17 protein-coding genes are annotated in these 24,959 nt (G+C 41.0%); 14 read left to right on the top strand and 3 right to left on the bottom strand.

Annotated features, from left to right (window positions below; translation table 11 throughout):
* Positions 1 to 5 precede the first annotated feature (5 nt).
* From DCO56_RS21215 to rlmB, 8 genes are all read left to right on the top strand, one after another.
* Entirely contained in the window at positions 6 to 1,403 is a 1,398-nt protein-coding gene (locus tag DCO56_RS21215) for a RagB/SusD family nutrient uptake outer membrane protein (protein WP_108635741.1), read from the top strand.
* A gap of 11 nt (positions 1,404 to 1,414) precedes the next feature.
* A complete protein-coding gene (locus tag DCO56_RS21220) occupies positions 1,415 to 2,185 on the top strand; it encodes a DUF4843 domain-containing protein (RefSeq protein ID WP_108635742.1) in 771 nt (256 codons plus the stop codon).
* Between the two features lie 54 nt (positions 2,186 to 2,239).
* Positions 2,240 to 3,880 (top strand): PKD-like family lipoprotein, encoded by a 1,641-nt coding sequence (locus tag DCO56_RS21225; protein ID WP_181390636.1) that lies wholly within the window; start codon positions 2,240 to 2,242, stop codon positions 3,878 to 3,880.
* 13 nt (positions 3,881 to 3,893) lie between these two features.
* Entirely contained in the window at positions 3,894 to 5,693 is a 1,800-nt protein-coding gene (locus DCO56_RS21230; protein ID WP_108635744.1) for a CE1 family esterase, read from the top strand.
* A 34-nt stretch (positions 5,694 to 5,727) separates the two neighbouring features.
* On the top strand, positions 5,728 to 6,918 hold the full coding sequence (locus DCO56_RS21235) for a thioredoxin family protein (protein WP_108635745.1): 1,191 nt from the start codon (positions 5,728 to 5,730) through the stop codon (positions 6,916 to 6,918).
* Between the two features lie 3 nt (positions 6,919 to 6,921).
* Complete coding sequence (locus tag DCO56_RS21240; protein ID WP_108635746.1) at positions 6,922 to 8,070, top strand: TlpA disulfide reductase family protein; 1,149 nt, start codon at positions 6,922 to 6,924, stop codon at positions 8,068 to 8,070.
* Between the two features lie 223 nt (positions 8,071 to 8,293).
* The gene (locus DCO56_RS21245; protein ID WP_108635747.1) at positions 8,294 to 10,150 is read left to right on the top strand and encodes a DNA polymerase III subunit gamma/tau; all 1,857 of its coding nucleotides are present in this window, start codon (positions 8,294 to 8,296) and stop codon (positions 10,148 to 10,150) included.
* A gap of 49 nt (positions 10,151 to 10,199) precedes the next feature.
* Positions 10,200 to 10,994, top strand: coding sequence for a 23S rRNA (guanosine(2251)-2'-O)-methyltransferase RlmB (rlmB, locus tag DCO56_RS21250; protein WP_376786623.1), 795 nt, complete (start codon positions 10,200 to 10,202; stop codon positions 10,992 to 10,994).
* Between the two features lie 222 nt (positions 10,995 to 11,216).
* On the opposite strand, the gene DCO56_RS21255 is transcribed toward rlmB, so the two are convergent.
* Both DCO56_RS21255 and DCO56_RS21260 read right to left on the bottom strand, forming a co-directional pair.
* Positions 11,217 to 12,980 (bottom strand): AMP-dependent synthetase/ligase, encoded by a 1,764-nt coding sequence (locus tag DCO56_RS21255; RefSeq protein WP_108635748.1) that lies wholly within the window; start codon positions 12,978 to 12,980, stop codon positions 11,217 to 11,219.
* A 214-nt stretch (positions 12,981 to 13,194) separates the two neighbouring features.
* Complete coding sequence (locus DCO56_RS21260) at positions 13,195 to 15,063, bottom strand: DEAD/DEAH box helicase (RefSeq protein ID WP_108635749.1); 1,869 nt, start codon at positions 15,061 to 15,063, stop codon at positions 13,195 to 13,197.
* A gap of 277 nt (positions 15,064 to 15,340) precedes the next feature.
* Here DCO56_RS21260 and DCO56_RS21265 point away from each other — a divergent pair, with 277 nt between their 5' ends.
* From DCO56_RS21265 to DCO56_RS21290, 6 genes are all read left to right on the top strand, one after another.
* Positions 15,341 to 15,940 carry an RNA polymerase sigma factor gene (locus DCO56_RS21265; protein ID WP_241254793.1) on the top strand — a complete coding sequence of 200 codons (600 nt, stop codon included), beginning with the start codon at positions 15,341 to 15,343 and terminating at the stop codon, positions 15,938 to 15,940.
* A gap of 128 nt (positions 15,941 to 16,068) precedes the next feature.
* A complete protein-coding gene (locus DCO56_RS21270) occupies positions 16,069 to 17,031 on the top strand; it encodes a FecR family protein (protein WP_108635751.1) in 963 nt (320 codons plus the stop codon).
* Between the two features lie 161 nt (positions 17,032 to 17,192).
* Positions 17,193 to 20,525, top strand: a complete 3,333-nt coding sequence (locus DCO56_RS21275; protein WP_245935891.1) for a TonB-dependent receptor — start codon at positions 17,193 to 17,195, stop codon at positions 20,523 to 20,525.
* A gap of 216 nt (positions 20,526 to 20,741) precedes the next feature.
* Positions 20,742 to 22,103, top strand: coding sequence for a hypothetical protein (locus DCO56_RS21280; RefSeq protein WP_108635753.1), 1,362 nt, complete (start codon positions 20,742 to 20,744; stop codon positions 22,101 to 22,103).
* A gap of 70 nt (positions 22,104 to 22,173) precedes the next feature.
* A complete protein-coding gene (locus tag DCO56_RS21285; RefSeq protein WP_108635754.1) occupies positions 22,174 to 22,980 on the top strand; it encodes a hypothetical protein in 807 nt (268 codons plus the stop codon).
* A 13-nt stretch (positions 22,981 to 22,993) separates the two neighbouring features.
* A complete protein-coding gene (locus DCO56_RS21290; RefSeq protein ID WP_108635755.1) occupies positions 22,994 to 23,308 on the top strand; it encodes a hypothetical protein in 315 nt (104 codons plus the stop codon).
* An 18-nt stretch (positions 23,309 to 23,326) separates the two neighbouring features.
* On the opposite strand, the gene DCO56_RS21295 is transcribed toward DCO56_RS21290, so the two are convergent.
* The gene (locus DCO56_RS21295; RefSeq protein WP_108635756.1) at positions 23,327 to 24,691 is read right to left on the bottom strand and encodes a S41 family peptidase; all 1,365 of its coding nucleotides are present in this window, start codon (positions 24,689 to 24,691) and stop codon (positions 23,327 to 23,329) included.
* Positions 24,692 to 24,959 lie beyond the last annotated feature (268 nt).

A 24,959-nucleotide genomic window follows, 5' to 3' on the forward strand; every position in this document is an offset into this window, starting at 1 on the left:
TAGATATGAATAAACAATTTATTCTGATGAAACTAAAACTTGTATTACTCCTGGGCTCTTTATTCTTTTTGTCAGCCTGTAATAAATGGCTGGATGTAGAATTGGCCGATAAAGTGACGCAGGAGAAACTTTTCAGTACACCACAGGGCTACCAGGAAGCCTTGGCAGGTGTATATAGCCAAATGGCCGATTCCAGCCTCTATGGAAAAAAGCTAAGCATGGAGGTGATGGATTTAATGGGAGACTATTATGGTACCAATAATGTTGCCGCTAGATATGCTAAACTTCGGGCCTATGATTATAAAGATGCAGGCTCACAGGTAATTATTGCAAAAATCTGGAACCAATTGTACAGCGCCATCGGCGGAGCCAATAATATTATTGCATGGGCCGATAAAGATGTAAGCGTATTAAGTCCTGATATGAAAAATCAGATATTGGGTGAAGCGTACGCGCTCAGAGCCTACCTTCACTGTGATCTGATACGTATGTTCTGTCCAGATGTCGTCGCTTCACCAAAAGCATCAGGAATTCCATATAATTTGGTGTTTGGAGTTTCATTGCCACCGGTTTATACGGTGGAGGAAAATGTACAATTGGTCATTGACGATCTTAAAACCGCGGAAAAATACCTGGCAAACGATCCGATCACACAAGTAAAGCCTTATGAAATGATCAATAAAAACGAGGCCGACAAATATGTCGCCCGCTTTAATCTATATGGAGTCAAAGCATTGTTGGCCCGTGTAAGTCTAATGCGTGGGGATAAAAATAATGCGATCAGATATGCGAAGGAGGTCGTAGAATCCCAAAGATTTAGACTTTTGGATTTTGCCAGTGTGGACAAATCGGAAAAGGAAATTGATATGCTGTTCTCAGATGAGCATATTTTTTCATTGCGAAACAAAAAGCTTTCCGATTTTACGACCGAAATTCACTATTCCCATACCGATGACAAAGGCACCACAACCCTAGCTTTCTTGCCTTTCGCAAATGTAGCGCAACTGTATGAGGCAAATAATGATGATATCCGTTATATCAAATGGTTCTCGACCACAGACGGTTCCTTTATCAAATATAAGGTGGATAATAAAGATAAGTTCTTCCCCAAAATGCCCATGATCAAACTTTCTGAGATGTATTTAATACTGGCCGAATGTTACCTCGGAAAAGATGATCAACAGGCCCAATCATATATCAATCAATTACGCGATCATCGTATCCGGAACAATGCGCACTGGTCATATCTGACTAAGGAATATATTATGCGGGAGTCGCAACGGGAATTCTTGGGTGAAGGTCAGCTATGGTACGCCGTGAAAAGATGGAGTCAGGGCACGCCGAATATTCTATTCGTATTCCCTATACCATTAAAAGAAATTGAAACAGGAAACCGAAATTAAAATGGAATAATATGAAACGTAGATATATTATCATGTTGCTGTCTTTGTTTGTCGCAGTGGTTCATTTTTCATCTTGTGACCAATCGATAGACAATTTATATACAGAAAAGGCGCGTATCCAATTTAGATATTATAAGGAAGATACCATCTTGCAGAAAATAACAAGGACTTATGTCGACCGGAGTGTTTATTCTTTCGGCATGGCCGCAACGGATATCACAGAAGACACGGCACGGATTGTCGTTGAATTTCTGGGTTCAGCTGCGGATAAAGACCGTACTTATGGCATTACTGTGGGAGCTGACTCGACAACCGCCGTTGAGGGGGTACATTATAAACCGATTTCGCCCACGCAAACTTTTCGAGCTGGTAGAATGAAGGATACCCTAAAAATTGTTGTGTTGAGATCAAACTTAAACAGCAGCTTTATAACGCGTGAAGACCGTAGGATTGCCTTAGATCTGACACCCACGGATGACTTTAATCTTGGGATGAAAGGTGGGTTGAGAACCTACCTATATCTCAATAATTATTTGTCTCAACCGATATGGTGGACCGATCAGCTGCGCGGCCCTTACCTTGGATTCTATCATCCGAAAAAATGGAAAATATTGATTTCTTTCAATCCGAAATTCTCCAATAAAGATAAATGTGATTTTGATATTAACAATGTAGGGCGGGAATATTTTAATGGATTGACCAGGTATTTGAATGCTGTACCAACTTTTGATGATGAGACCGGAGCTCGAATTTATATGGATAGGATGGTGTTGCAAGACTAATTAAGAACTCTATAGATAGCATAAATGATGAAATTTTATAATAAACTAGTTCTAATGTTAACCCTCAGCGCAATGTTAGGTTCCTGTTATAAGGATTTGGGTACGGGCCCTGGGGATTATGTGGAAATCAATGAACTGACCATCGCAGGTATCGATAAACAATATGCCCGTGATATGGATGATAGTTTGAAGATAACACCTCAACTTCAGGGCACACATTATAGTGATACCAGCAAATTTAACTATAGCTGGGATATAAATAATACAATTGTTTCTAATAGTTTAAACCTAAATTTCAAGGTAGCGTTGACCCCCGGAAACAAAATATCCCGTTTTATTGTGGAAGATAAAGCCACCAAGGTGAAAAGTTACTTTCGGTTTGACCTTAATGTTTCCTCCTCCACAGCCGGAAATTTGATCATGGTATTGAGTAAGTCCAAGGGAAAAGCGGAATTGTCCTACTTGCGTTTGGATAAACCAGCTAATTGGGCAATCAACTATTATGAGTCTCGATTTGGAAAACCTTTGGGGGTAAATCCGCAACGGTTGGATTTTTTGATGGTGGAACCGACCTCTCAGGTTGCGTTGACAAACATTGCTCCATTTGCCAATCAGTTTGGTAGAGTTCTGGTATTAGCAGACGATCGTCTAGTTCTTGTAGATAAGAGCACATTGGAACCCAATGTTGTTCCCATATTGGAAGGAGAAGCTTATACCCGTTCAGCATCTTATCCCGCTCCGGATATTAGCGGCTACAAACCGGAGTTTATGGCACAGGGAGTGGAGATGTGGCGTAATAATCCTTATGGAAGCAATTTCCATCAGAGCATACACTTTCAATTGATTTCCGGTGGCGCATTATATTTTGCGAATTTGGCTCCGCCGCCTTTTACAACGAGTTTCTCCTACAACCGCAAGAGCGCTTATGGTCCCACAGGCTATTTTTCACCATTTGGGTATTTTGATACGATGACACCAACCCCCAATGGGAACTTATTCCATCACGGTTATACCTTAGGTAATTTTATGTTATTTGATCGTGTTTTTGGCCGTTTTACATATGCTAGTTATGGCAGTAGCTATGCTATACCAACGACGGAACTAAAAGCTTTTCCCGGTCATGATCTTCTCTATGGGTCTGCTACAAGTCAAACAGGAACCTCGTTTGCAGTATTGAAAGCTTCCGCGAATGCCTTGAAATTTTTGTTATTGGGCAAATCGGGTAATAAATACAGCTTAGTAGGTGAAGTAAGCGGTGGCGTCGCAAATGATCAAAGTAAGTTTTACAATATGAAAACTTCACCTTATGTATTCTTCACAGCTGGTAACAAATTGTATAAGTATAATATTTTGGATGTGACATCCAATATGGTGCCTAATTCGGGACATGTTGCACTTTCACTCTCTTCACTAGGTTATACGGAGGATGCGGTGATTACCAGTATGACCGTATCGCGCACCGAGAAAACTTTGCTCTTGGGCGTATCGCGCTATGGTGCAGATAAAGATGGCAATGGTGATGCCAATAAAGGTGATATTTTACGGTTTGATCTTGATAAAACGAGCTTAGGGCTGACCTTAAAAGAGAAATACGAAGGTGTGTCCGGAATACCGGTCGATGTCAAGATTAAGTATCAGACACATTGGCGCGATGGTAGATCCAATGGCGGTGTAACAGAGTTAGATAATATTTAATAAAGATGATGTCATGAAGAAGATTTTTAAGGAAATATATTTTTCGTTTCTATTATTATCTCTTTTTAGCTTTTCGGCCTGTGTCAAAGATACAAGCCTATATTTATCGCAAAATAAAAAAGAGGTCAATGTAGATGACTACGATAAAGATGGAACAGGGCCTGGAGCCGTCGAGGGGGAACTGACGCCGGGGGTACAGCTGGTTAAATTAAAGGTGACCTATAACGGGAAGGAAACGGAACGCAGGTTTAAGTACTTTATGCCGGTATCAATAGTCAAATCAAAGCCGATTTCCCTGATATTTAATTTTCATGGGAGCTATGGTACAGGATCGGATCCGATTGCGGGTGTATCCATGAGTGACCCATTGGCACAATTGGCTATCCGCGAAAATTGTATTATTGTTTTTCCTGCCGGGGAGGATACCGGCGCTGCTGTAAATTGGCAGAATTCAGATTATCATTTTCCTTTTGTGGATGCCATGGTAAACTATTTTAAAACGCATACGCCTCTTGCGGATGAGAACCGGATCTATACCTGTGGCCAGTCTAGCGGTGCGATCTTTTCTTTTGTACTGGCCTATTATCGTTCCGAGGTATTTGCTGCGGCCGTACCCGTATCGGGGCAGATGAAGCTCGTAGAATCGAATCTGCCTGTACGGGCAGTTCCTATTCGTGCATTCAATGGCAAGAATGATGACATCGTAGTTCATTCGGCAGCATTAGAAAATATCAATGCATGGGCTAATTTGGTCGGTGGGTATTTCGCTTCGGATGCAGCGGTGAGTGATACGTTGAAGATTGATAACTACAAGTCTTACATGACCAGAAAATGGAACGGTGGTAAGGCAGATATTGAATTCTATACGATATTAGATGAAGGACATGGTGTAAGCTGGTATTATATTGCTCCATTAATGTGGGAATTTATGAATACCCATCCTAAAAATGCGGCTTCTACCAACATTTACCTGTCCTCACAGCTGAAACGCTTTGATGCGGTCGAGGGGCAGCCTTTTAGCTCGGAAATCCGCTGTAACCAAGGTGCTGTGCTTAGTCTTGTGGCTGCTCCATCAGATTGGACTGTTACCTTATCGGGAAACACCCTAAAGGTAAAGGCACCAAATGATTTCTTTGCGGCAACTACAGTCAATAGAAAAGGTGAGATTAAATTACGGGCACAGTATAATGGGAAAACAGCAGAATTATCTTTGCCTTATAGTCTAGCTGCACCAAAGACGTTTTTTGAGTTAGGTGATCTTGTGTACGATGCGGATTTTAAACCTACAGGTGTTGTTTTCTGGGTAAACTCCACAAATGTTAAAGAAGCCAAGATTATAGCTTTAGAACACACGGCGAGACCTTTCGGTGCCGTGGGAACAGCTTTCTTTACACCGAATCCAACGGATGGTTATGGCAATACATTGGCTCTGGTCGAACGCAATAAAGAACAGAATTTGGGACTGAATGCGGCCACGAGTGGATTTATGTATGCGTATGAATATAAAGCCGGTGCCGGCAAGACTGCGGGCTGGTATCTCCCCGCCGTAGATGAGCTGAAATTGGTCGATGCAAATCTGACAGCTGTGAATAATGCGATAAAAGCCAATGCTGGGACTGTACTGGACATTTCTTCAGCGACAGGATCTTATCATTTGTCGTCGACGGTGACCAATAGTGCCGGGAAAAAGCTGTTCAATACCTTTGACTTCAATACGAATCCAAGCTGGCATGGGTATTATAATATAGCCGCGAATACGGCTGATAATTCACCTAATGTCTCCACGAGACCAATTAAACGGGTAACGAAGTAATAATTATAGGGGAATATGTGTTAAAAAAAATAAAATGAAGAAAATTATCACAGCATTACTACTGTTTGTAGGGATATTATCGCTACGTGCACAAGATCATATCGCTTTTCAGAAAATCGGTTTTGAGGACGCGAAGAAACAGGCCAAAGAAACTGGCAAATTGATATTTTTGGACGGCTATACCTCTTGGTGTGTTCCGTGTAAATGGATGGAGGGGAATGTCTTCAACCAAAGTCAGGTCGTACAGTATTTCAATACGAAGTTTATCAATGTAAAGTTTGATAGCGAAGCGGGAGAAGGGATAGCAATTGCGAAAAACTATCAGATTAGGAGCTTTCCTACTTATCTCTTCATCAATGGCGACGGTGAGTTGATTTACCGAACACAATCGAAGATGGAAGCAAATGAGTTTTTAGAGCAGGGCCAACGCGCAAATATGCGTGAATATCAGATTCCTCTATTGAAAGCAGCTTTCCTGGCTGGTGATCGTCAACCAAATTTTTTGCTGCGCTATATATTGGTCATGAATAATGTCGACCAAGCTTTGGCAGAAGAGGGAAGAAAGGCTTTGGCTGGCGTTGCGAACGATAACTTTTTGAAAAGCCCGGATGGCTGGGAGGTCATCAAAATGATGGCGAGATCAGATCAGGATAAATATGCACGTTTTTTTCTGGAGAATAAAGCCTATTTCAAATCCATTGCTAAACCCGAAGATTTTGAAGCGAAGGAGACATACTTGATACGTTATGCAATGTACGGATTTATCCGTGATGGTAAAAAAGCTGATTTTGATGCAGGGCTGGTCTATTTTTCCGGTTTGAAAGGAGCTGAGGCCAAAATAGAAATTGCGTTGTTTCGTGCGGAATGGGTCGGTATTCAAGGGACACCGGAAGAATTTGTCCGTGTGACGAATGAGCTTAGAAAAGGCGTACTGAAAGAGGAGGATCAGCGGTTGAGCTTTATTGCGCGCCGTTTTGCAAAAGATGCGGAGAAAGGAGTAAAGAACATAAAGCTGCGGCAATGTTATGTTTTGGCCAAACAGGCCGTGCAACTGAACCCGAATGATTACTCCAATCAAGGGACATTGGCGGACATTTGTATCCAGCTGAAAAAGAAAAAAGAAGCGGTCAAAGCTGCGGAGGCGGCCAGAGCATTGGCAGAACTTGAAACGTCTAAAATAATCAAACTTGCCGACGCTTTGTTGGCGCGAGCAAAAAGTATCTAAAACATGAAAATTCTATCTACAATAACATTAATGGCTTGTATGGTAATAGGTTCCCTACAGGCCCAAGAAAATAGCTTTAGCATCCGTATTGTTTCTCAGAAGCCTACCGATAAAAATGCCAAAGTGTTTGTACGCTATTTCAAGGAAAATCAATTGGTATTGGATTCTGTGATGTTGGGAAATAGGCAGGCGACTTATACAGGCCTTTGTCTCGAGCCTACACTGGTTAATTTGTATTATTCGCCTGACGGAACTCCATTTTTTGGAAGAAAAGTGAACAGGTATATGGATCGTGTCAACCTTTATGTCGATCAGGGGGCAACTGTGGTGACCTTGAAAGATGAAATTGCGGATGCAGTTATAAAGGGTGGTGCTACTCAGACAGCTTACGCGCACTATGCTGACTATATGAAAAATCTGGAGGCTGAAACGGAAGGGTTGATCGCTAAGCGATCGACGCTATATCAGCAAAAGGAAAGTGCGGATCAAAAAGAACTGAATGCTATTTTGCAGGCAATCAATGATCTTGACCATCGCAAGGACAAGGCCAAAGAACAGTATATAAAGTCCAATCCTACTTCTTACTTTAGCTTGCTGGCGTTGAAGGAGCTAGCTGGCTACGCTATCGATGTAAATTATGTAAACCCCTTATTCCAGCTTTTGAGCGCTGACCTAAAATCCAGAAAAGAGGGACTGGCTTTGGCAAAAGGAATTGAGATCGCAAAACGGCTTGCAATTGGAAATATAGCCCCCGATTTTACACAGCCAGATGTCAACGGAAAGACTGTGAGACTAGCCGATTTTAGAGGACAATATGTTCTTTTGGATTTTTGGGCTTCCTGGTGTGGACCCTGCCGCGCAGATAATCCTAATTTAGTCAAAGCTTATGCTGCGTTTAAAGATAAGAAATTTACGATTCTTGGGCTATCCTTGGATCGTCCGGGTAAAAAAGAGGATTGGTTGAAAGCGATCGAAAAGGATGGACTGCCCTGGCATCATGTAAGTGATCTGACGGGTTGGAAAAATGAAGTAGCCCTATTGTATGGGATACAAGCGATTCCACAGAATTTCTTAATTGACCCTCAGGGTAAAATCATCGCGAAAAACCTCCACGGTGATGCCCTGAGTAATCTGTTGAAGACGCTTTTATAAAAGATGATCTATCTCAATGAGATAAAGAAGCTGCTCAATAAGTAGATTGCCCCTGAGAATTGAAAATTCGAAAGGAGATCGCAAGGACCGAACAAAAAAGAAAAATAGGGATGTCCGACTTTGAAGTGACCCCAGAAAGTTGGACACCCCTATTAATTACTGACTTGCGATTTTTAGGTTTTAGTTTCTCCATTTTCTTTTTTAAAATCCGTATCTTCGTGCAATGGATAATTTTATTGTTTCTGCACGTAAATACCGCCCGATTACCTTTGATTCGGTTGTAGGTCAGCAACACATTACAGGCACCTTAAAAAATGCAATTCACAACAATCAGTTGGCGCAGGCATTTTTATTCTGTGGTCCACGGGGTGTTGGTAAAACTACTTGCGCGCGTATTTTGGCCAAAACAATAAATTGCGAACAGATCTTACCCGGAACTGAGCCTTGTGGCGAATGTGACAGCTGTAAATCCTTCCAAAACGGTAATTCGTTCAGTATTCATGAACTTGATGCCGCATCCAACAACTCGGTAGATGATATCCGTAATCTCATTGATCAGGTCCGTATACCACCGCAGGCCGGAAAGTATAAGATCTATATCATCGATGAGGTGCATATGCTCTCGCAGGCTGCTTTCAACGCATTTTTGAAAACATTGGAAGAACCGCCTTCCTACGCGATTTTTATCTTGGCTACAACGGAGAAACATAAGATTTTACCGACGATCCTTTCACGTTGTCAGATCTTTGATTTCAATCGTATAAAGGTGGAGGACATGGCAGGTCATCTGGCGAGAATCGCTGACCGTGAGACGATCGCTTATGACCAAGATGGTTTACATATCATTGCACAAAAGGCGGATGGTGGTCTCCGTGACGCCTTGTCTATGTTTGATCAAATTGTCAGTTTCTCAAATAAGAACGTAACCTATCAAGCTGTGATCGATAATCTGAACATCCTGGATTACGATTATTATTTTAAGCTAACGGATTCGATCTTGGCTGAAGATGCTGCGCAAACGCTTTTGACATTTAATGAGATTTTGAACCATGGCTTTGACGGAAGTCATTTCATTGCTGGTTTGTCGGCTCATTTCCGTAACCTGTTGGTGGCCCGAGAGCCCGCGACGTTAAAACTATTGGAAGTTAGCGATAGTATACGTCAAAAATATCTACAGCAAGCGCAAAAAGCTTCTTCGGGGCTTCTATTGTCGGCATTGAATATTTCAAATCAGTGTGAAATAAATTACAAGACCAGCAAAAACCAACGCTTACAGGTAGAGCTTGCTTTGTTAAAAATGTGTCACATCGCAAGTGCCATTAAATTAAGTCAGCTTGGTTCCGTACAGATTCCTTCAGCTGCTGAAGGAGTAAAAAAAAAACTCCCTGAGCCAGTAGTTTCGCAGGCAAAGGAAAGTCCTTCTGCGGCAGCATCTTCTGGAAATACAGGACAAAATGGGACATCAGCACCAGCTGTATCGACTCAGGCGCCTGTCCCCAACCCGCCAACAACAGTTTCCAATCCCCAGACTTCAACCGTCAAGCCCGAGGTTAAAAATGAGGCAGTTTCAAATGTGCCGCCAAAAGTTAAAAAGGGGGGATGGGGATCCTCAGCTTCAGCGATTATTCCATCATTGCCGGATTTGAACACCATTTATGACAACAACGCTGTTGCCAAAGAGGGGGATGAACCTGAATTAATAAGAGGTACCGAACAACGTGAGGTAAGCTTTAATCAATTTATTGCGATTTGGAATGCTTATGCTGAGCAGTTGAAGACAGAAAATAAAATCAATCTATATACGATGATGACGGCTACGCAACCTCGCTTGAAGGGCACATTGATCGAGATAGATGTCGAGAATGGTGTACAGATGGATGTATTGCAAAGCGCGAAAGTGGATGTATTGAATTATCTTCGCGTCAAGCTGCAAAATTTTGCGCTCGATCTACAAGGGGTTATGATGGAATTTACGGTTTCCCGCAAACCGTACACTTCGCAGGAAAAGTATCAGGCAATGGTAACCAAAAATCCGCTTTTAGATACTTTGCGTAAAGAGTTCAACTTAGGTTTAAGCTAATTTTTGTACCTTTGCAATCTCTTCAATTTGGAAGGTAATATTTAGTTTTATGATGCAAGGAAATTTTCAGAGACGTGATCGCGATCACGGCGAAAGACGTGAAGTAAATCAGATGGTATTCGGTATCCGTGCCGTTATTGAGGCGATTGATAGTGGTAAAGAAATTGAATCGTTATTTGTACAACGCGGATTAAGCGGTAGTCTGATTCTGGAATTGAAGTCCTTATTGAAAGAACATGATATTGCTTTTCAGCAGGTACCTATTGAGAAACTGAACCGTATTACACGGAAAAATCATCAGGGGGTTATCGCGGTGATATCGCCAATTACTTATCAAAATATTGAAGATCTCTTACCTCAGATCTATGAGAAAGGTGAAACTCCTTTGCTTTTGATGTTAGACGGGGTGACTGACGTCCGTAATATGGGGGCTATTGCACGTACGGCAGAATGTTCAGGTGTGCATGCGATCATTGTGCCTAAAAAAGGATCTGCTGAAATAAATCCGGATGCAATTAAAACATCAGCTGGTGCGCTGTATAAAATCCCGGTCTGTCGTCACGACAGCCTTTCTAAAGTGGGTAAATTTCTGATAGATTCAGGCGTACAATTGGTTGTTAGTACGGAAAAAACAACATCAAGCATCTATGACGTGGATTATACTGCACCGACTTGTGTCATCATGGGGGCTGAAGATGTCGGCGTATCAAATGATTTAATCCGTATTGCAGATAATCTTGCCAAGATACCCATGTATGGCGAAATAGGTTCCCTTAACGTGTCTGTATCGGCCGCCGTTGTTATTTATGAGGCAATTCGTCAACGTCTGCCGAAGAAGTCGTAAGCGTAAAAAAAATCTACGATATAACATAGCTTTTGTCTCTGACAAAGGCTATTTTTTTGAATACCGATCTTATTGAGTTTCAATTTGATTCTTAAACAAGGGGGGGGATTTTATACTGATCTTACTGATTCTTATTTCAATACATGGACAAAAACACCTGGCCCAGTTACTGACGTCTTAGATGCTTTGTTGTTTGCCCCTAAGATCTGCTTGTCTATCTCGTTAAGTATTGTAGATTGCCTCAACCTCTTTTTCATACTTCTGGAGAATGATTTTCCGCTTCATTTTTAAAGTCGGGGTTAATTCTCCAGTCTCTATCGTCATTTCGTTCGGAATAATCGCAAATTTCTTGATCTGCTCCCAGTTACCAAAATTTTGATTGATGCGATTGAGTTCGGACTCAATCTGTTGTTTGACTTCAGCGCTGTTGAGAAATTCTATTTTCGACAGTTTTGCCAATGAAGGGGTGGCGTTTTTGCTCCATTCCAACAGATTGGCATAGTTTGGAACAATAAGAGCTGCGGGGAATTTTTGTGACTCACCAATTACCATCACTTGCTCAATCAGAGAAGATTCCGCAATTTTGGACTCAAGCTGTTGTGGAACAATGTATTTTCCGCCGGAAGTCTTAAACATTTCTTTTTTACGGTCAATGATTTTAAGAAATTTGCCGTCAACCCATTGACCAATATCACCTGTATACAGCCAACCGTCTTTCAGGACCTCAGCAGTGGCTTCTTCATTTTTATAATAGCCAATCATATTGTTTTCCCCTTTGGTGAGAATCTCCCCATCATCGGCAAGTCTGATTTCGATATTGATCAGTGGCAGACCGACTGTGCCGATTTTCATCCCTCTTTTAAAACAGTTTACAGCAATACAGGGGCCTGCTTCAGTTAAACCATAGCCTTCATATATCGGTATTCCGGCAGCCATGTATAGTCGAATTAATCTTTCCTGTAAAGCTGCACTGCCCGATGCGATACCTTTGATATCTCCGCCTAATGCCGCTCTCCATTTCGAAAAGACTAATTTTCGTGCAATACTTAATTTAATGTCATACCACCAGGAACGGTTATCCAATGTATATTGTTCACCGATACGAAGCGACCAAAAGAATATCTTGCGTTTGAATCCGGTCAGCTTTTCACCGGTTGCAATAATTTTTTCATATACTTTTTCAAGTACACGGGGCACGGCTGAAAAGATATGTGGTCGGACTGATTTGAAATCTTCTCCAATGGTATCCATCGACTGGGCAAAAAAGATTGTTAAGCCTTTATACATATAGACATATTGGAATACACGTTCGTAGGCATGGCAAACGGGTAGAAAGGAAAGTGCACGGTCGCCGCGTTCAACAGGGAAGGAATACTCACTGCTCATGGTATCGGCCAATAGATTTCGGTGGGCTAGCATAACTCCCTTTGGATTTCCGGTTGTCCCCGATGTATAAATGATTGAAGCCAGGTTATCGGTATTGACGGCATTTCGAAGTGTTTCAAGCTGCTCATCAGCGATGGAAGAGCCCTCAGCTATGAAATGCTGCCAATGTGGTACATGCTCTTCTTTATCTAAGGTGAAAATATGCTCCAGGAGCGGGCATGAGTCTTTGATCGCAGTGATTTTGGTGTATAATTTTCTGGAGCTTACGATACAATTTCTGATCTCAGCATGGTTGAATATATACCTGTAGTCTGATTCAGAAATATTCGGATAAATCGCGACAACAACAGCGCCGATCTGCTGGATTGCAAAATCAAGAATATTCCATTCGATACGGTTTTCACTGATTAAAGCAACTTTTTCTCCTGCTTGAACACCTAATGCAATGAGACCTTTGGATACCTGATTGACCTGTTCGATAAAGTCTGTATTGCTTACCGCTACCCAATTTGTTCCGTTTTTGTAGGAAAACATAGGAAAGCCGGGCGCAGTTTCTTGTTGCAGATAGGCTAAATCAAATAATCGTGTTGCTGTTAGCATGATGGAAATCCCGTTCGTATAATTGAGCTAATTTACGGATTTTTGGGGAGATTAAAGCAGTTGGGAAATGGAATATCGTGCATGAAACTGACGAGAAGGGGAGGAGTATAACTGGTTGTGGACCCGTCGGGGGATTATAAATGAAAAAGACTCTGATCTGCAAAGCCGGGGCTTCCCAAATCAGAGTCTTTATACGTTTATCTAAATACTAAATCTAGTATTTGCTTTTAGATTCTTTACGTTTACCTGAGAAATCACGGAAACCTCCGCCATTGCTACCACGGTCGCGTTTTTCGCTGCTGAATCCGCCTTCACGTCTTCCGCCACGGTCACCGCCACCATATCCGCCTTCACGTCTTCCGCTGCGATCACCACCACGGTATCCGCCTTCGCGTCTTCCGCCACGGTCACCACCACGACTTCTTCCACGATCACCACCACGGCCTTCGCTTTTTGCTTCTCCAGATACTTCGATACGTACTTGACGACCGTTGTAATCCACACCTTGGAATCCTTGGAATACTTTCTCTACTTCAGCATCTTGAACTTCAAAGAATGTAAACACACCTTTTAAGTCAATTTTACCGATAGATTTTCCTGAGATATTCGCATTGTTACAGATAAAGCCTAACATGTCTCCACGAGAGAATTCATCTACTGAACCTAAGTTCATAAACAAACGTGTATAACCTTTCGAACCTTCGCGAGAACGACCATCACGTCTGTCACCACGATCTTCACGAGAACCTTCGCGGGCTTCGATATTTAAATCAGGTGCATTTTTATAATAATCTAAGAAACGGTTAAATTCAAGAGAAGCAAATCTTTTGATAATATCTTCTTTTGAAAGAGATTCCAAGTTCTCCATAATTGCAGGCAAGAATGGACTGATTTGTTCATCATTTACTTCTACGTTTTCAATCTTCTTAACGATAGAGAACAATTGTTTTTCGCAAACTTCAGCGCCTTGAGGAACTTGTTTTTTCTCAAAAGCTTTACCGATAATCTTTTCAAGATGACGGATTTTGCTGAGCTCTTTTACGTTTACCAATGAAAGAGAGATACCAGTTTTACCTGCACGGGCTGTACGGCCTGAACGGTGTGTATAGTTTTCTGTTTCATCAGGTAAAGAGAAGTTGATTACGTGAGTTACATCACTTACATCAATACCACGAGCTGCTACGTCTGTTGCGATCAATAATTGTAAACTACGGTCACGGTAACGTTTCATTACTTTATCACGTTGTTGTTGGGACAAGTCACCGTGCAACGAATCTGCATTGTAACCATCTTTGATCAACGCTTCAGCGATATCCTGTGTTTCGATTTTTGTACGACAAAATACGATACCAAAGATATCAGGGTTTGAATCCACAATACGTTTGAACGCAGCATATTTATCTTTTGCTTTGATCAAATAATAATGGTGTTCAATATTGGCGTTACCTGTGTTTTTTGTACCTACAGTAAGCTCAACAGGATCGGTCATATAATTCTTCGCAATACGACGTACCTCGGAAGGCATTGTCGCCGAAAATAACCAAGTTTTTTTCTCGTCAGGAGTTTCTGACAAAATGTTGTTGATGTCTTCTTTGAAGCCCATATTGAGCATCTCATCCGCTTCATCTAATACAACATACTTAACATTTGAAAAATCAATTGCATTTCTGCCAATGATATCCAACATACGACCCGGGGTCGCTACTACAATTTGCACTCCACGTCTGATTTGACGTAGCTGGTCTGAGATATTTGCACCTCCATATACAGCAACAACATGTACGTTGTCAACGTATTTAGCAAATTTTTCTAAATCTTTTGAGATTTGTAAACATAATTCCCGAGTTGGGCAAAGAATTAATGCCTGTGGGTGTTTTTGAGAAAAGTCTAATTGCTCTAATAATGGAAGACCAAATGCCGCGGTCTTTCCTGTGCCAGTTTGGGCTAATCCGACAAAATCGTCGTTACCAGTCAATAAAACAGGAATGGCTTTTTCCTGAATTTCAGAAGGTTTTTCGAAACCTAATTCTGAGATGGCATTAACAACTTCCTCACGGATTCCCAGTTCTAAAAATGGGTTCATGAAATATTATATACAATAGGCACTATTGCCTAAGGCGTTGCAAAGGTAAGAATAATATTTGAATAATCAAAGAATTTAAATGATTGATTTTTAGTGAGATTGAAGGATTTCAAATTAAGGGGATAAAAACTTTAGTCGCGCTGTATAGGTAAGGATAAGCTGAAAAGTATTATTTTGATTGTAAACTATTTTGCTTCTTTGTGCTTTCTTTATTCATTTATTAATAAAAACTTAATATCCTAACCTTATTTTTGATATTAGTATGGAGCAAGTACCAATGATATATCAACAGTGGCTAAGGGCTATTAAAGAGCAGAATGATACCACTGCTTATGCTGCATTATATCAGTATTGCTGGAAAGACCTTTATCAACATGCTGCCCGGCGTATTCTTGATGCGCAGGATGTAGAAGATATTCTCCAGGAACTGTTTGTTCAGTTTTGGGAAAAACGTCATACGATCGATATCCAGATGAACCTTCCTGCCTATCTAAAGGGAATGCTCAAATATAAGATTATCGATTTTTTCAATTCCAATAAGGCAAAAGACAAACTCTTGGATCATTGGAGCAAACATATTTTTGATTATGTACAGCATCATCCCGAAGAGCTTGAAACTTACCTCATGCTTGAAAAGATGTTGGAAGATGAACTGGAAATTATGCCGCATAATATGCGGCAGGTGCTCTTATTGAAGTGGGAGCATCTATCAATTCGTGAAATAGCACTGCGGATGGGACTCTCTGAACAAACCGTAAAAAATAACCTTACCGAAGCGTCTAAAAGACTAAAGAAAGCAATAACCGGCTATCAAAATGTCCAAAATGGCAGCTTTACACTCCTGCTTATTTTTGTTCTGGAAGAACTTTCCAAGTAAGGATTGTACGTTTAAAAACGATCGCAGGAATAAAAATCAACTTAACAATTCTTTTATAAAACATTAACTATTTCTTGAAGTACTTTCTGGCTTTTTTAAAGACTTGTATATAAACAGCAAGGAAAAAAGTGAAAAGAAGAATTTTTGAATCCTTAATCTATCGCTATCAGCAGAACAAAGCCAACAAGGCTGAGCAGTCCCTGATTGATCGCTGGTACGATACGCTTGATCAGGAAGAACTTCCTGTAAAGGAGATAGATGAGGTTCGGTTGTGGAATAGTATACAAGAACGTATTGGAAATACAGCTCCTAAAAAATCAGCGAATCGGAAAATCAGCTATTGGAGTGGGGCAGTGGCAGCAAGCCTGCTGTTGTGCTTTGGAATTTTATTTTGGAAACAACAGCATGAGCTTAATTTAATCGCAAAAGAAACGCATTTAAAACCGGGTTACCGGATTTTTGAAACCGGGGCCTCACAGCGTAAACGGGTACTTTTGGCCGACGGATCAATCATTGTAATGAATGCCTATTCCAAAATTAAATTGGATACGGTTTCTTATGACAGGAGGGACCGTGTTGTAGAGCTTCTTGCTGGAGAGGCGTTTTTTGAGGTCAAGAAAGATTCTGCAAAGGCTTTCATTGTGCATACCCAACAAGTACAGACAAAGGTCTTGGGAACCTCGTTTACCGTAAAGAACTACACTGGATTGGATGATATATCGGTGTCTGTATTTACAGGTAAAGTACAGGTCATGGCCAATAATCATCCGTTGGGTGTGTTAACTCGTGGCGAAGAGGTCCGATATTCCAAAAATAACCACCATAGCAATCAGACGGTTTTTGATCTGACGACACGTAATAGCTGGATTGAGGGAAGAGTTTATCTTAAGCAAAGCAGTTTTGCAGAATTGGCACGGGCGGTCAAAAATATTTATGATGTGGATATTAAAGCTGGCGACCAGCGGATTGCCCAACAACGTTATAGCATGCCGATATCAAAGCAGCTCTCCTGGACGGCAACCCTGGAAAGTATCAAAGCAATTCATCACAACAAATCCAGAAAGGAGGGCGGGATAGTGCATATTTACTAATTCGGGGACAAAAAAAGAGCTGACGACGGCCATCGTCAACTCTGAATCATACACCATTTGGAGATGGTATAATAACATATACAACAACTTATAGAGATATTATATACGCATACAAATTTATGAAATTTAAGCAATACGTTACGCAAAACGATATTAAGTTTATGATAAGGACATCGTTGGTAGGTTTACTTCTTTCGATCGTGTCGGCCGAAATGCTTTTTGCTTCGGGCGCATACGGCCAGTTACTCAATAAAAAGATCGCAATTTCTTTTAATGAATCCACTATTCCGGCAGCTTTCGAGCGTTTGGAATCCAAAAATATACCTATCGCTTTCGATGCAGCGAAATATAATCTGGCAAAGAAAAAGGTCAATGCCAAAATTTTCAAAAGCAACAGTGTCCGGGATATCATGCATTATCTGCTCAAGGAAACGAACTTGATGGCGCATGACAACGGGGTCTATATTACATTGGTCGAAAAGCCGGTACAGCAGGATGGGCGTATCGCAGGTAAAGTGATTGATGATCGCGGTCAGCCTTTGGCCAATGCCAGCATCAAACTGATTGGTGCCAATAAATCCACACAGAGCGGTATCGACGGTAGCTATGTGCTGAATGCCGAACCGGGAACCTACATACTGGAAGTCAGTTATCTCTCTTACCAGACCCAACGTATTGAGGGGGTCAAAATACAGGCTGGACAGCGGACAGGACTAAATATTGCCATGAAGACGCAGGTGAATGCGTTGGAAACGGCAGTTGTCAGTGTATCGTTTAAAAAAGCTTCTGTAGCGGGACTTTATGCAGCACAAAAGAACGCAGCGTCGGTGACCGATGGTATTTCGGCTGAACAGATCGCCCGCACACCAGACAATGATATGGGACAGGTTTTGAAACGTGTTACCGGAGTGACGACGGTCAACAACCGGAACGTCATCGTACGGGGGATGTCGGACCGCTACAATCAGGCCATGCTGGACGGAGTCGTGATTCCAAGCACTTCACAGAATAGACGGGATTTTTCTTTTGATATTATCCCAACAGAAATGGTGAGCTCGGTAGTTGTTAATAAAACAGCAACACCAGATGTGTCCGCTGAATTTTCGGGCGGGCAGGTTTCGGTGAATACATTAGATATTCCGGAGAAGGATTTTACGACAATACAATATGGGATAGGCGGAAATTCCCGCACAACAGGCAAAGATTTTTACAGGCTGGGGGAGCGGCATACGAGCGAATATTTCGGTTTTTTTGACAAATCTTCTAAAATGCCTGATGGAATAAAGACTTGGCAGTGGAATAGTCGGGCGATACAATTGGACGCGCCTCCCGGTTATATTTTGACTGACCCTGAATTGAACAATACCCCTTTAAATCCAACTGAGTTTGGCGATGTCGTGAAGTATAACGATTTGGATGCTATAGCACAGTCCAAGCGCTTTAATAATGACGCACTGCGACAATATAAATATAAAGCATACCCTAATCAGAACATGCGTTTTTCGCTAGGACGGGTTTATCAACTAAATAACGGACAGCGATTGGGGTTTGTAGCATCCGCAAATTTTAGAAACGAACAAAACACTATTGCATTTAATAATGCACGTAATTCAACTCAGGCTAATTATATAGATAGTTTGGGAGTAGGTGATAATGGAGCTGGCATATCTTATCGCTTCAATAGTAATGGCGGGTTGATGGCCAATGTTGGATGGCAAGGCCAAGGCTTTAAGGTTTCCTTAAAGAATACATATGCGCGTACTTATAGTGATGTTTATAATGAGTCTATTCAAAAACCTTATAACGATGCTATTCCGGTAGCTTATAAAATGATTTATCAATTGCCGGAAGCAATGTCTTTGCAGCAACATCAGTTGACAGGAGAGTATCAGTTACCATGGGAAATAAAAGCTGAAGGAATGTTTACTGTTAACAAAATCAAACAACAGATTTTAGATGAACGAAAACTTTCTTATAGGATAACTACTACGATAGATAATATACCTTATTTTCAAACCCCCAGCCTAATGACCAACAGCAGCTCATCGGTGGCGGGGGTTTTCAAAGACTCCAGAAGATGGACGCATATTGATGAGACGGATTATAATTGGAGTACGGCATTTTCTCGAAAATTTGGTGTGAATTCAGCAGTGCCAACCTTGGTGAAATTAGGCTATCAGGCTTGGTCAAAGAAGAGAACGCTAGATTTATTCAATTTCGTTCCCTGGACAAGATCTTGGGCGGAGGGCACTACGAATCAACCGCCTCCCGCAATAGAAATACCATACCATGAATTGTTCAACGCTGATAATATAGGTAATGGAAACGGTCAGGCCTATTATTACGCAGACGCATTGGGTGGGCGATATTATGATGGTGAAATGTCTTCACAGGCGGTGTATCTGATGGCGGATCAAATGCTATGGCATAAATTACGTTTGGTATATGGTGTTCGTGCAGAGTTTTTTAATTTAAACTCTAAGCAAGAGGAATTATATAGGAGAACTTATCAGGATGAACCAGATCCCAATGACGTGCAACGGCACCGTTTCGGTGTGAAAGAAAATAATTGGCGTTTTCTACCTTCCCTTAATGCTACTTATAGGGTAACAAACGATTTTAATATCCGAAGCAGTTACGCAAGGACGGTAATTCGGCCAGATTTTAGAGAAGTTGGTATGTTTGCCATGTATGATTATGAGTTAGACGGTTACGTTTATGGAGAGCAAGTTAAATCCACGTTGATCGATAATGTAGATCTTCGATTTGAATGGTATCCCTCACCAGGTGAAATAATTTCGATAACAGGATACTATAAATACTTGGATAAACCCATAGAACTTGTTCATAGTGGGGGGAACACGTATACTTTTGCCAACATGGAAAATGCGAAAAATCTTGGACTCGAAATGGAGATTAGGAAAAATTTGACATTTCTATCGGATAAGGACTGGTTAAAAGACCTATTTATATATGCTAACGGAACACTGCTCAAATCGAAGGTCAATGTCTTAAGTCATTGGGAATGGATCAATAACCCTGAAACCCAAGTTGCTGAGCGCGTTCAACAGCGCTATCCCAATCAAGATAGACCACTGATGGGGCAGTCACCTTGGTTATTGAATCTAGGCGTAGGATATTGGGGTGAGCTTTTTGGGGTAACAGCAAGCTATAATCATCGAGGGTATCGAACAAATTTAACCAATGTTAATATGAACAATGTCGAATATGAGTTGGCCCCAAAACAATTGGATGCACAACTTTATACACGTTTTCTAAAGGGCAAGATGGAAGTAAAATTCAATATGGCCAACCTATTGGATGAATGGACTCGGTATTATATGAATGTTCAAGATTATGAACAAGATGATACAAAATTTTATGTGTTGAAAAAAGGTAAATCTATAAAATATAATAAAGAAGAAGGAGATATTATTACCTACCGTCGAAAAGACGGTCGACGTTTTAATCTCTCAGTGACTTATAATTTTTAAGAAAAATACCAACTGCGCGAGGCAGGTTCATGCTAACCCATAAATACTTAAAACAGCGTTCCAAGACTTGTCCAATAGCACAATCTGGAAGATATTCAAATTTATCATAATGGGGGAATGAATAACTATGCAACTATAGGAATAGCTATCCGCTATAGAAGCATAGTCTAAAAAGTGATCTTGTGATGGCTAAGTTATGTAAAAGTTAACAAAAAAATGAAAAAAATCTTAACGCTAGCAAGTGTATGCGCAATCGCATTGGCATCTTGTAACAAGGACAACTTGACTCCGGTAAATGGTTCAACAGCTGGATTACCATCTTTACCTCAAGCAACAGTTCCAACTGATGCTAATGGTCTAATCACTGTAACAACCCTTACTTCGGATAAAGTATGGAAAATTGATGGTGTAGCCTTTGTAAAACCAGGTACAACATTGACCATCCAACCAGGTACTTTTATTACTTCTGGTGTAACCAAAGCGTATCCAGATCAAATCACTGGTATTACACAGAACATCAAAGGTGTATTGGTTGTACCTAAGACTGCAAAATTAATCGCTAATGGCACAGCGACAGCGCCTATTGTATTTACTTCACCAAATGCAGCTGGATCACGTAATCCAGGTGATTTCGGAGGCGTTGTATTGTTGGGGTCATCAACGACAAACCAACCTGTTACCAAAAGAATTGAAGGTATTCCTCAGCCTGTAAACGTTGATGTTACGTATGGTGGTTCAGTACCTGCAGACAATTCAGGTTCGTTGAAATATGTACGTATCGAGTTTGCTGGTTACAATTTGACTGCTGACAATGAAATTAACGGTTTGACTTTGGGTGGTGTCGGTTCAGGTACTGTATTGGAAAACATCCAAGTTTCTTGGGGTAAAGATGATGCGTTCGAATTCTTTGGTGGTACCGTAAATGCGAAATATCTAGTTGCCTTATCAAATGACGATGATGATTTCGATTTTGACCATGGTTATAAAGGTACGATCCAATATGCCCTGTCCTTAAAAGATCCTAATTCAACGAATAGTACTTCAAGCGGTAGCTCAGATTCAAATGGTTTAGAATCTGATAACGAAGCAAACTCACCTTGGTCGGCTACACCTAAAACACGTCCAGTTTTGAGAAACTTTACGTTCTTGGGTATCGGCAATTCTTCCTTAGCTGGTACTAAATTAAAATTTGGTAACCGTTGGAGAAGAGGTACTGAATTGGATATCGAGAGATCAATTATTGCTGGTTATGCCACAGGTGCTGCTTTCCAAGATGGTGCTACCGGCAATTTTAGCAACAATGTAGTTCAGGCTTATACTGCAGCTTTTAGTGGAACTACTCCAGGTACGGGAAATGCAACTAATATTGGTTCAACTCCAAATAGCTATTTATTATTAGGAGGTGCTGGTATAAATCCTTTCTACACAACAACTGCTGCAGCTAGTTTTGATGTATGGAACTTGGTTCCATCTTCTACAAGTCCTGCTGCTGGCGTAAATTATAAAGGTGCATTTGACCCTGCTGCAACGACCTTGTGGACAGATAATTGGACGAAATTTACTCCAAAGACTTATTAACTATTATTTATAACATATGTGATCCTGCCCTATATTACGGCAGGATTACATTTTTTACTACATCCATTCTATGAAAAGACTATCAGCAGCTTTTATTGTTTTCCTAACATTAATCATTTCTTCTTGCCAAAAAGGGGAACATGTTGAGATATTTCAAAAATTTACTAATGTTTTTATTAAAGATCTTAGTATGCTAACTGGTCCAGACAAGGGCAAATTGCTGATCGATGATCAGACGATATCTATAAGTAACAATGAGACGGTAAAAATAATTCCTGGACAAAAGAAATTTACGCTTCTGGATAGTATGGGGAATATTCTGTTTAATGACACTCTTTCTATTGGAGATAATACGGACACGTTACAGTACGTGAAGATTAGCGATGATATCCCTCCAAGCTTGATAAAAATGAAAGCGGAAACTCGGGTCGAAGGAAAGCTGAAAATTCGAATCGTAAATGGTAATAAAGAGTTGAACACGCTATTGGGAGGAGAGAAATTCCACTTGGTTTTCTACCACGTTGTAGAAAGGTTATCAGGACCGCCTTCTAGAAGAAAAATTGTGTATAGTGCGACAGGAGATACAATAAAAAATATCGGAAAAACTTTGCCTGCAGATTATCAATTACTTACACTGCCGAGTGCGGATGTTCTTTTTAACTATGGTTTTTATGGTAGAGCACAGATTTTAAAGGAAGATTTCAAGCCGCTTTTGATCAATGGTATGGAGGCTTATTACGGGTATTCTATAGACTATCATAATTATGGTGTCCTAACCTCATTTACAACCAATAATTCGGGAGCAGCCAATAGCCCTGCTGCTAATATCCCAACATATTGGGAGTTTGCAGGTTTAGAGGTTGCATTTGGCAATTAAAAAGGGATAAATTATGAAAGGCATAAACGAAATCAAACACCAGCGCTTACTGCATCTGATGATCGAGATGCAGTATAAGTTGGCATCCGATGGTGACGGGGTTCTGATCAACAAACTACAAGCTGAAGGTGAGAATTTACAAACTTTATATCTTCGTTATTTAAAGCTACTGGATGAGGTAGGTACAGTGGTGAAAGACTATGAGCTCAAAGAACGGCAAGTCCGTTCGGGCTTATTGTCTAAGCGTATTCGCATGTTATCAAGAAGAAGTGGTAATGATTCACCTATAGCTTCTTGGATCTCTACGATCAATTCTTGCGCGCGTTAGCTAGCCTTTTATTCTTTTTTATTTGTCCTTTTCAAATGTTGAGAGGAGCAGAGGAAATGTCATAGGAATGGCGCGATAGCTGCTACCGAAATACGGCGAAGTAAACGTTTTTGCACTAGTACTAGCTTTTCTGTTGAGTGATTGTGTTGTCTTGTTCGCTATGATGTTCAACGCCTGTTGTAGCAATGGGTCTTTTTCATCGCCAAAGGGAAGCAAGGGCAATTGTGCAAATTCATCTGTATGGTAATGCGGGATGAGTCCACTGCTGTAATCACCAGATCCATCTCTGTTGTAAATTTTGTATACCAGCGGCATCAGCAACCAAGCACGTTGATTACCACTGACCTGGGGTGGTGAGGAAAGGGTAGTCGAAGCCATATCCTTGCCTAAGGTTTCTGTACCGATCTGAATGACCTCGATATAAGGTTTTAAACTGTTGATCAACATCTCCGAAGCAGATGCGGTGTTAGGGCCTGTTAGTACAAAGATTCGTTTTAGTTGCAGTCCGCTCCGTAGAAGCTCTTCTGCTTGAAAGCTGTAACCTTCGGGCTGCTGAGCTAAAGCAGATTGAAAGGTTTCCTCTCTGTTGCCCAATTTCTCGTTGCCCCTGAACCTGACAAATACAGAATTCGGCGCAATATCAGCAAGTGTTAATGAGCAAAAAGAGGCAAAGGCTACTTGTCCGCCAGTATTATAGCGAAGATCAAGAATCAAATCTTGCACCAGGCCAGCTTTAAGTTTTTGGATAGCCTCCAATATCGAATAACCACCGCTGAAATCAAACTGACTTAAAAATAGGTAGCCCACATTTGTTTGCTTATGAAAGATCTGACTGGTGTAGACTACCGGCTGGGATATATAGGAAGCGGGCAACTTCATTTTCTTCCCATTCTGCAATTGCAATTGGATAGAAGGTAGTTTCAACGCCGCTTCTAACACAGGAGCAAAATTGTATGCTTCTAAGGGTTGCATGTTGACTTGTTGGATGGTGTCACCTCTATGTAGGCCGGCTAAGTCTGCTTCTGAAAAGGGAACTACTTGTGTCACCAATTGCATGGTCTGCCCATTGTGCTGAAGCTGAGCTATATCAAACCCAAAGGTATTCGCGAGCGTATTGCCATAGGTGTCACTGTTGAGGACTTGTAGAATAGTAGAATAATGGTCGTCACGATACAATAGATTTTTGAAAAAGATATTTGGCTTGCCATCGAGTGTAACTTGATTGGGCAACTTGCTGTTCCAATAATAATATTGCTGCATTTGCTCTAGCGTCCATTCATTGATTGCTTCATTTGACCCTGGTTCGTTCAGAGGCGGGTCTTTTTCACAGGATAAGAGAACCGCTGAAAACAAAGCCAAAAGAATAGTTTTTGATTGACGCATTTTTTTGTTTTTGGTAGATTAAAAATACGACTTATTATACTTGAATGGATGTTATCTTTTTGTTGCTCCAATGTTTAATTGCTTTAAAATTAGGTGCTAACAAATGAAAGCGCCATTGGCGGTATCTGAAAGATTGATCTATTCTCAATTGGTTATATCGTTAAGTTATTGCGAAGTTGGGTTGTACTTAAATCGCAATGACTGAGTGGCGGCTAGGAATGGAATGGGTAGTTATATTAAAAAGAAAAGCTGCCCCAATAAACTTGAG

Origin of the sequence: Sphingobacterium athyrii, from assembly GCF_003071065.1 — a bacterium.
GTDB classification, from domain to species: Bacteria; Bacteroidota; Bacteroidia; order Sphingobacteriales; family Sphingobacteriaceae; genus Sphingobacterium; species Sphingobacterium athyrii.

Coding starts and splice junctions, on each gene's coding strand:
- rlmB (WP_376786623.1), top strand. CDS start 10,200: ATGATGCAAGGAAATTTTCAGAGACGTGATCGCGATCACGGCGAAAGA.
- DCO56_RS21230 (WP_108635744.1), top strand. CDS start 3,894: ATGAAGAAGATTTTTAAGGAAATATATTTTTCGTTTCTATTATTATCT.
- DCO56_RS21275 (WP_245935891.1), top strand. CDS start 17,193: ATGATAAGGACATCGTTGGTAGGTTTACTTCTTTCGATCGTGTCGGCC.
- DCO56_RS21265 (WP_241254793.1), top strand. CDS start 15,341: ATGATATATCAACAGTGGCTAAGGGCTATTAAAGAGCAGAATGATACC.
- DCO56_RS21260 (WP_108635749.1), bottom strand. CDS start 15,063: ATGAACCCATTTTTAGAACTGGGAATCCGTGAGGAAGTTGTTAATGCC.
- DCO56_RS21240 (WP_108635746.1), top strand. CDS start 6,922: ATGAAAATTCTATCTACAATAACATTAATGGCTTGTATGGTAATAGGT.
- DCO56_RS21215 (WP_108635741.1), top strand. CDS start 6: ATGAATAAACAATTTATTCTGATGAAACTAAAACTTGTATTACTCCTG.
- DCO56_RS21280 (WP_108635753.1), top strand. CDS start 20,742: ATGAAAAAAATCTTAACGCTAGCAAGTGTATGCGCAATCGCATTGGCA.
- DCO56_RS21290 (WP_108635755.1), top strand. CDS start 22,994: ATGAAAGGCATAAACGAAATCAAACACCAGCGCTTACTGCATCTGATG.
- DCO56_RS21225 (WP_181390636.1), top strand. CDS start 2,240: ATGTTAACCCTCAGCGCAATGTTAGGTTCCTGTTATAAGGATTTGGGT.
- DCO56_RS21245 (WP_108635747.1), top strand. CDS start 8,294: ATGGATAATTTTATTGTTTCTGCACGTAAATACCGCCCGATTACCTTT.
- DCO56_RS21235 (WP_108635745.1), top strand. CDS start 5,728: ATGAAGAAAATTATCACAGCATTACTACTGTTTGTAGGGATATTATCG.
- DCO56_RS21255 (WP_108635748.1), bottom strand. CDS start 12,980: ATGCTAACAGCAACACGATTATTTGATTTAGCCTATCTGCAACAAGAA.
- DCO56_RS21295 (WP_108635756.1), bottom strand. CDS start 24,691: ATGCGTCAATCAAAAACTATTCTTTTGGCTTTGTTTTCAGCGGTTCTC.
- DCO56_RS21220 (WP_108635742.1), top strand. CDS start 1,415: ATGAAACGTAGATATATTATCATGTTGCTGTCTTTGTTTGTCGCAGTG.
- DCO56_RS21285 (WP_108635754.1), top strand. CDS start 22,174: ATGAAAAGACTATCAGCAGCTTTTATTGTTTTCCTAACATTAATCATT.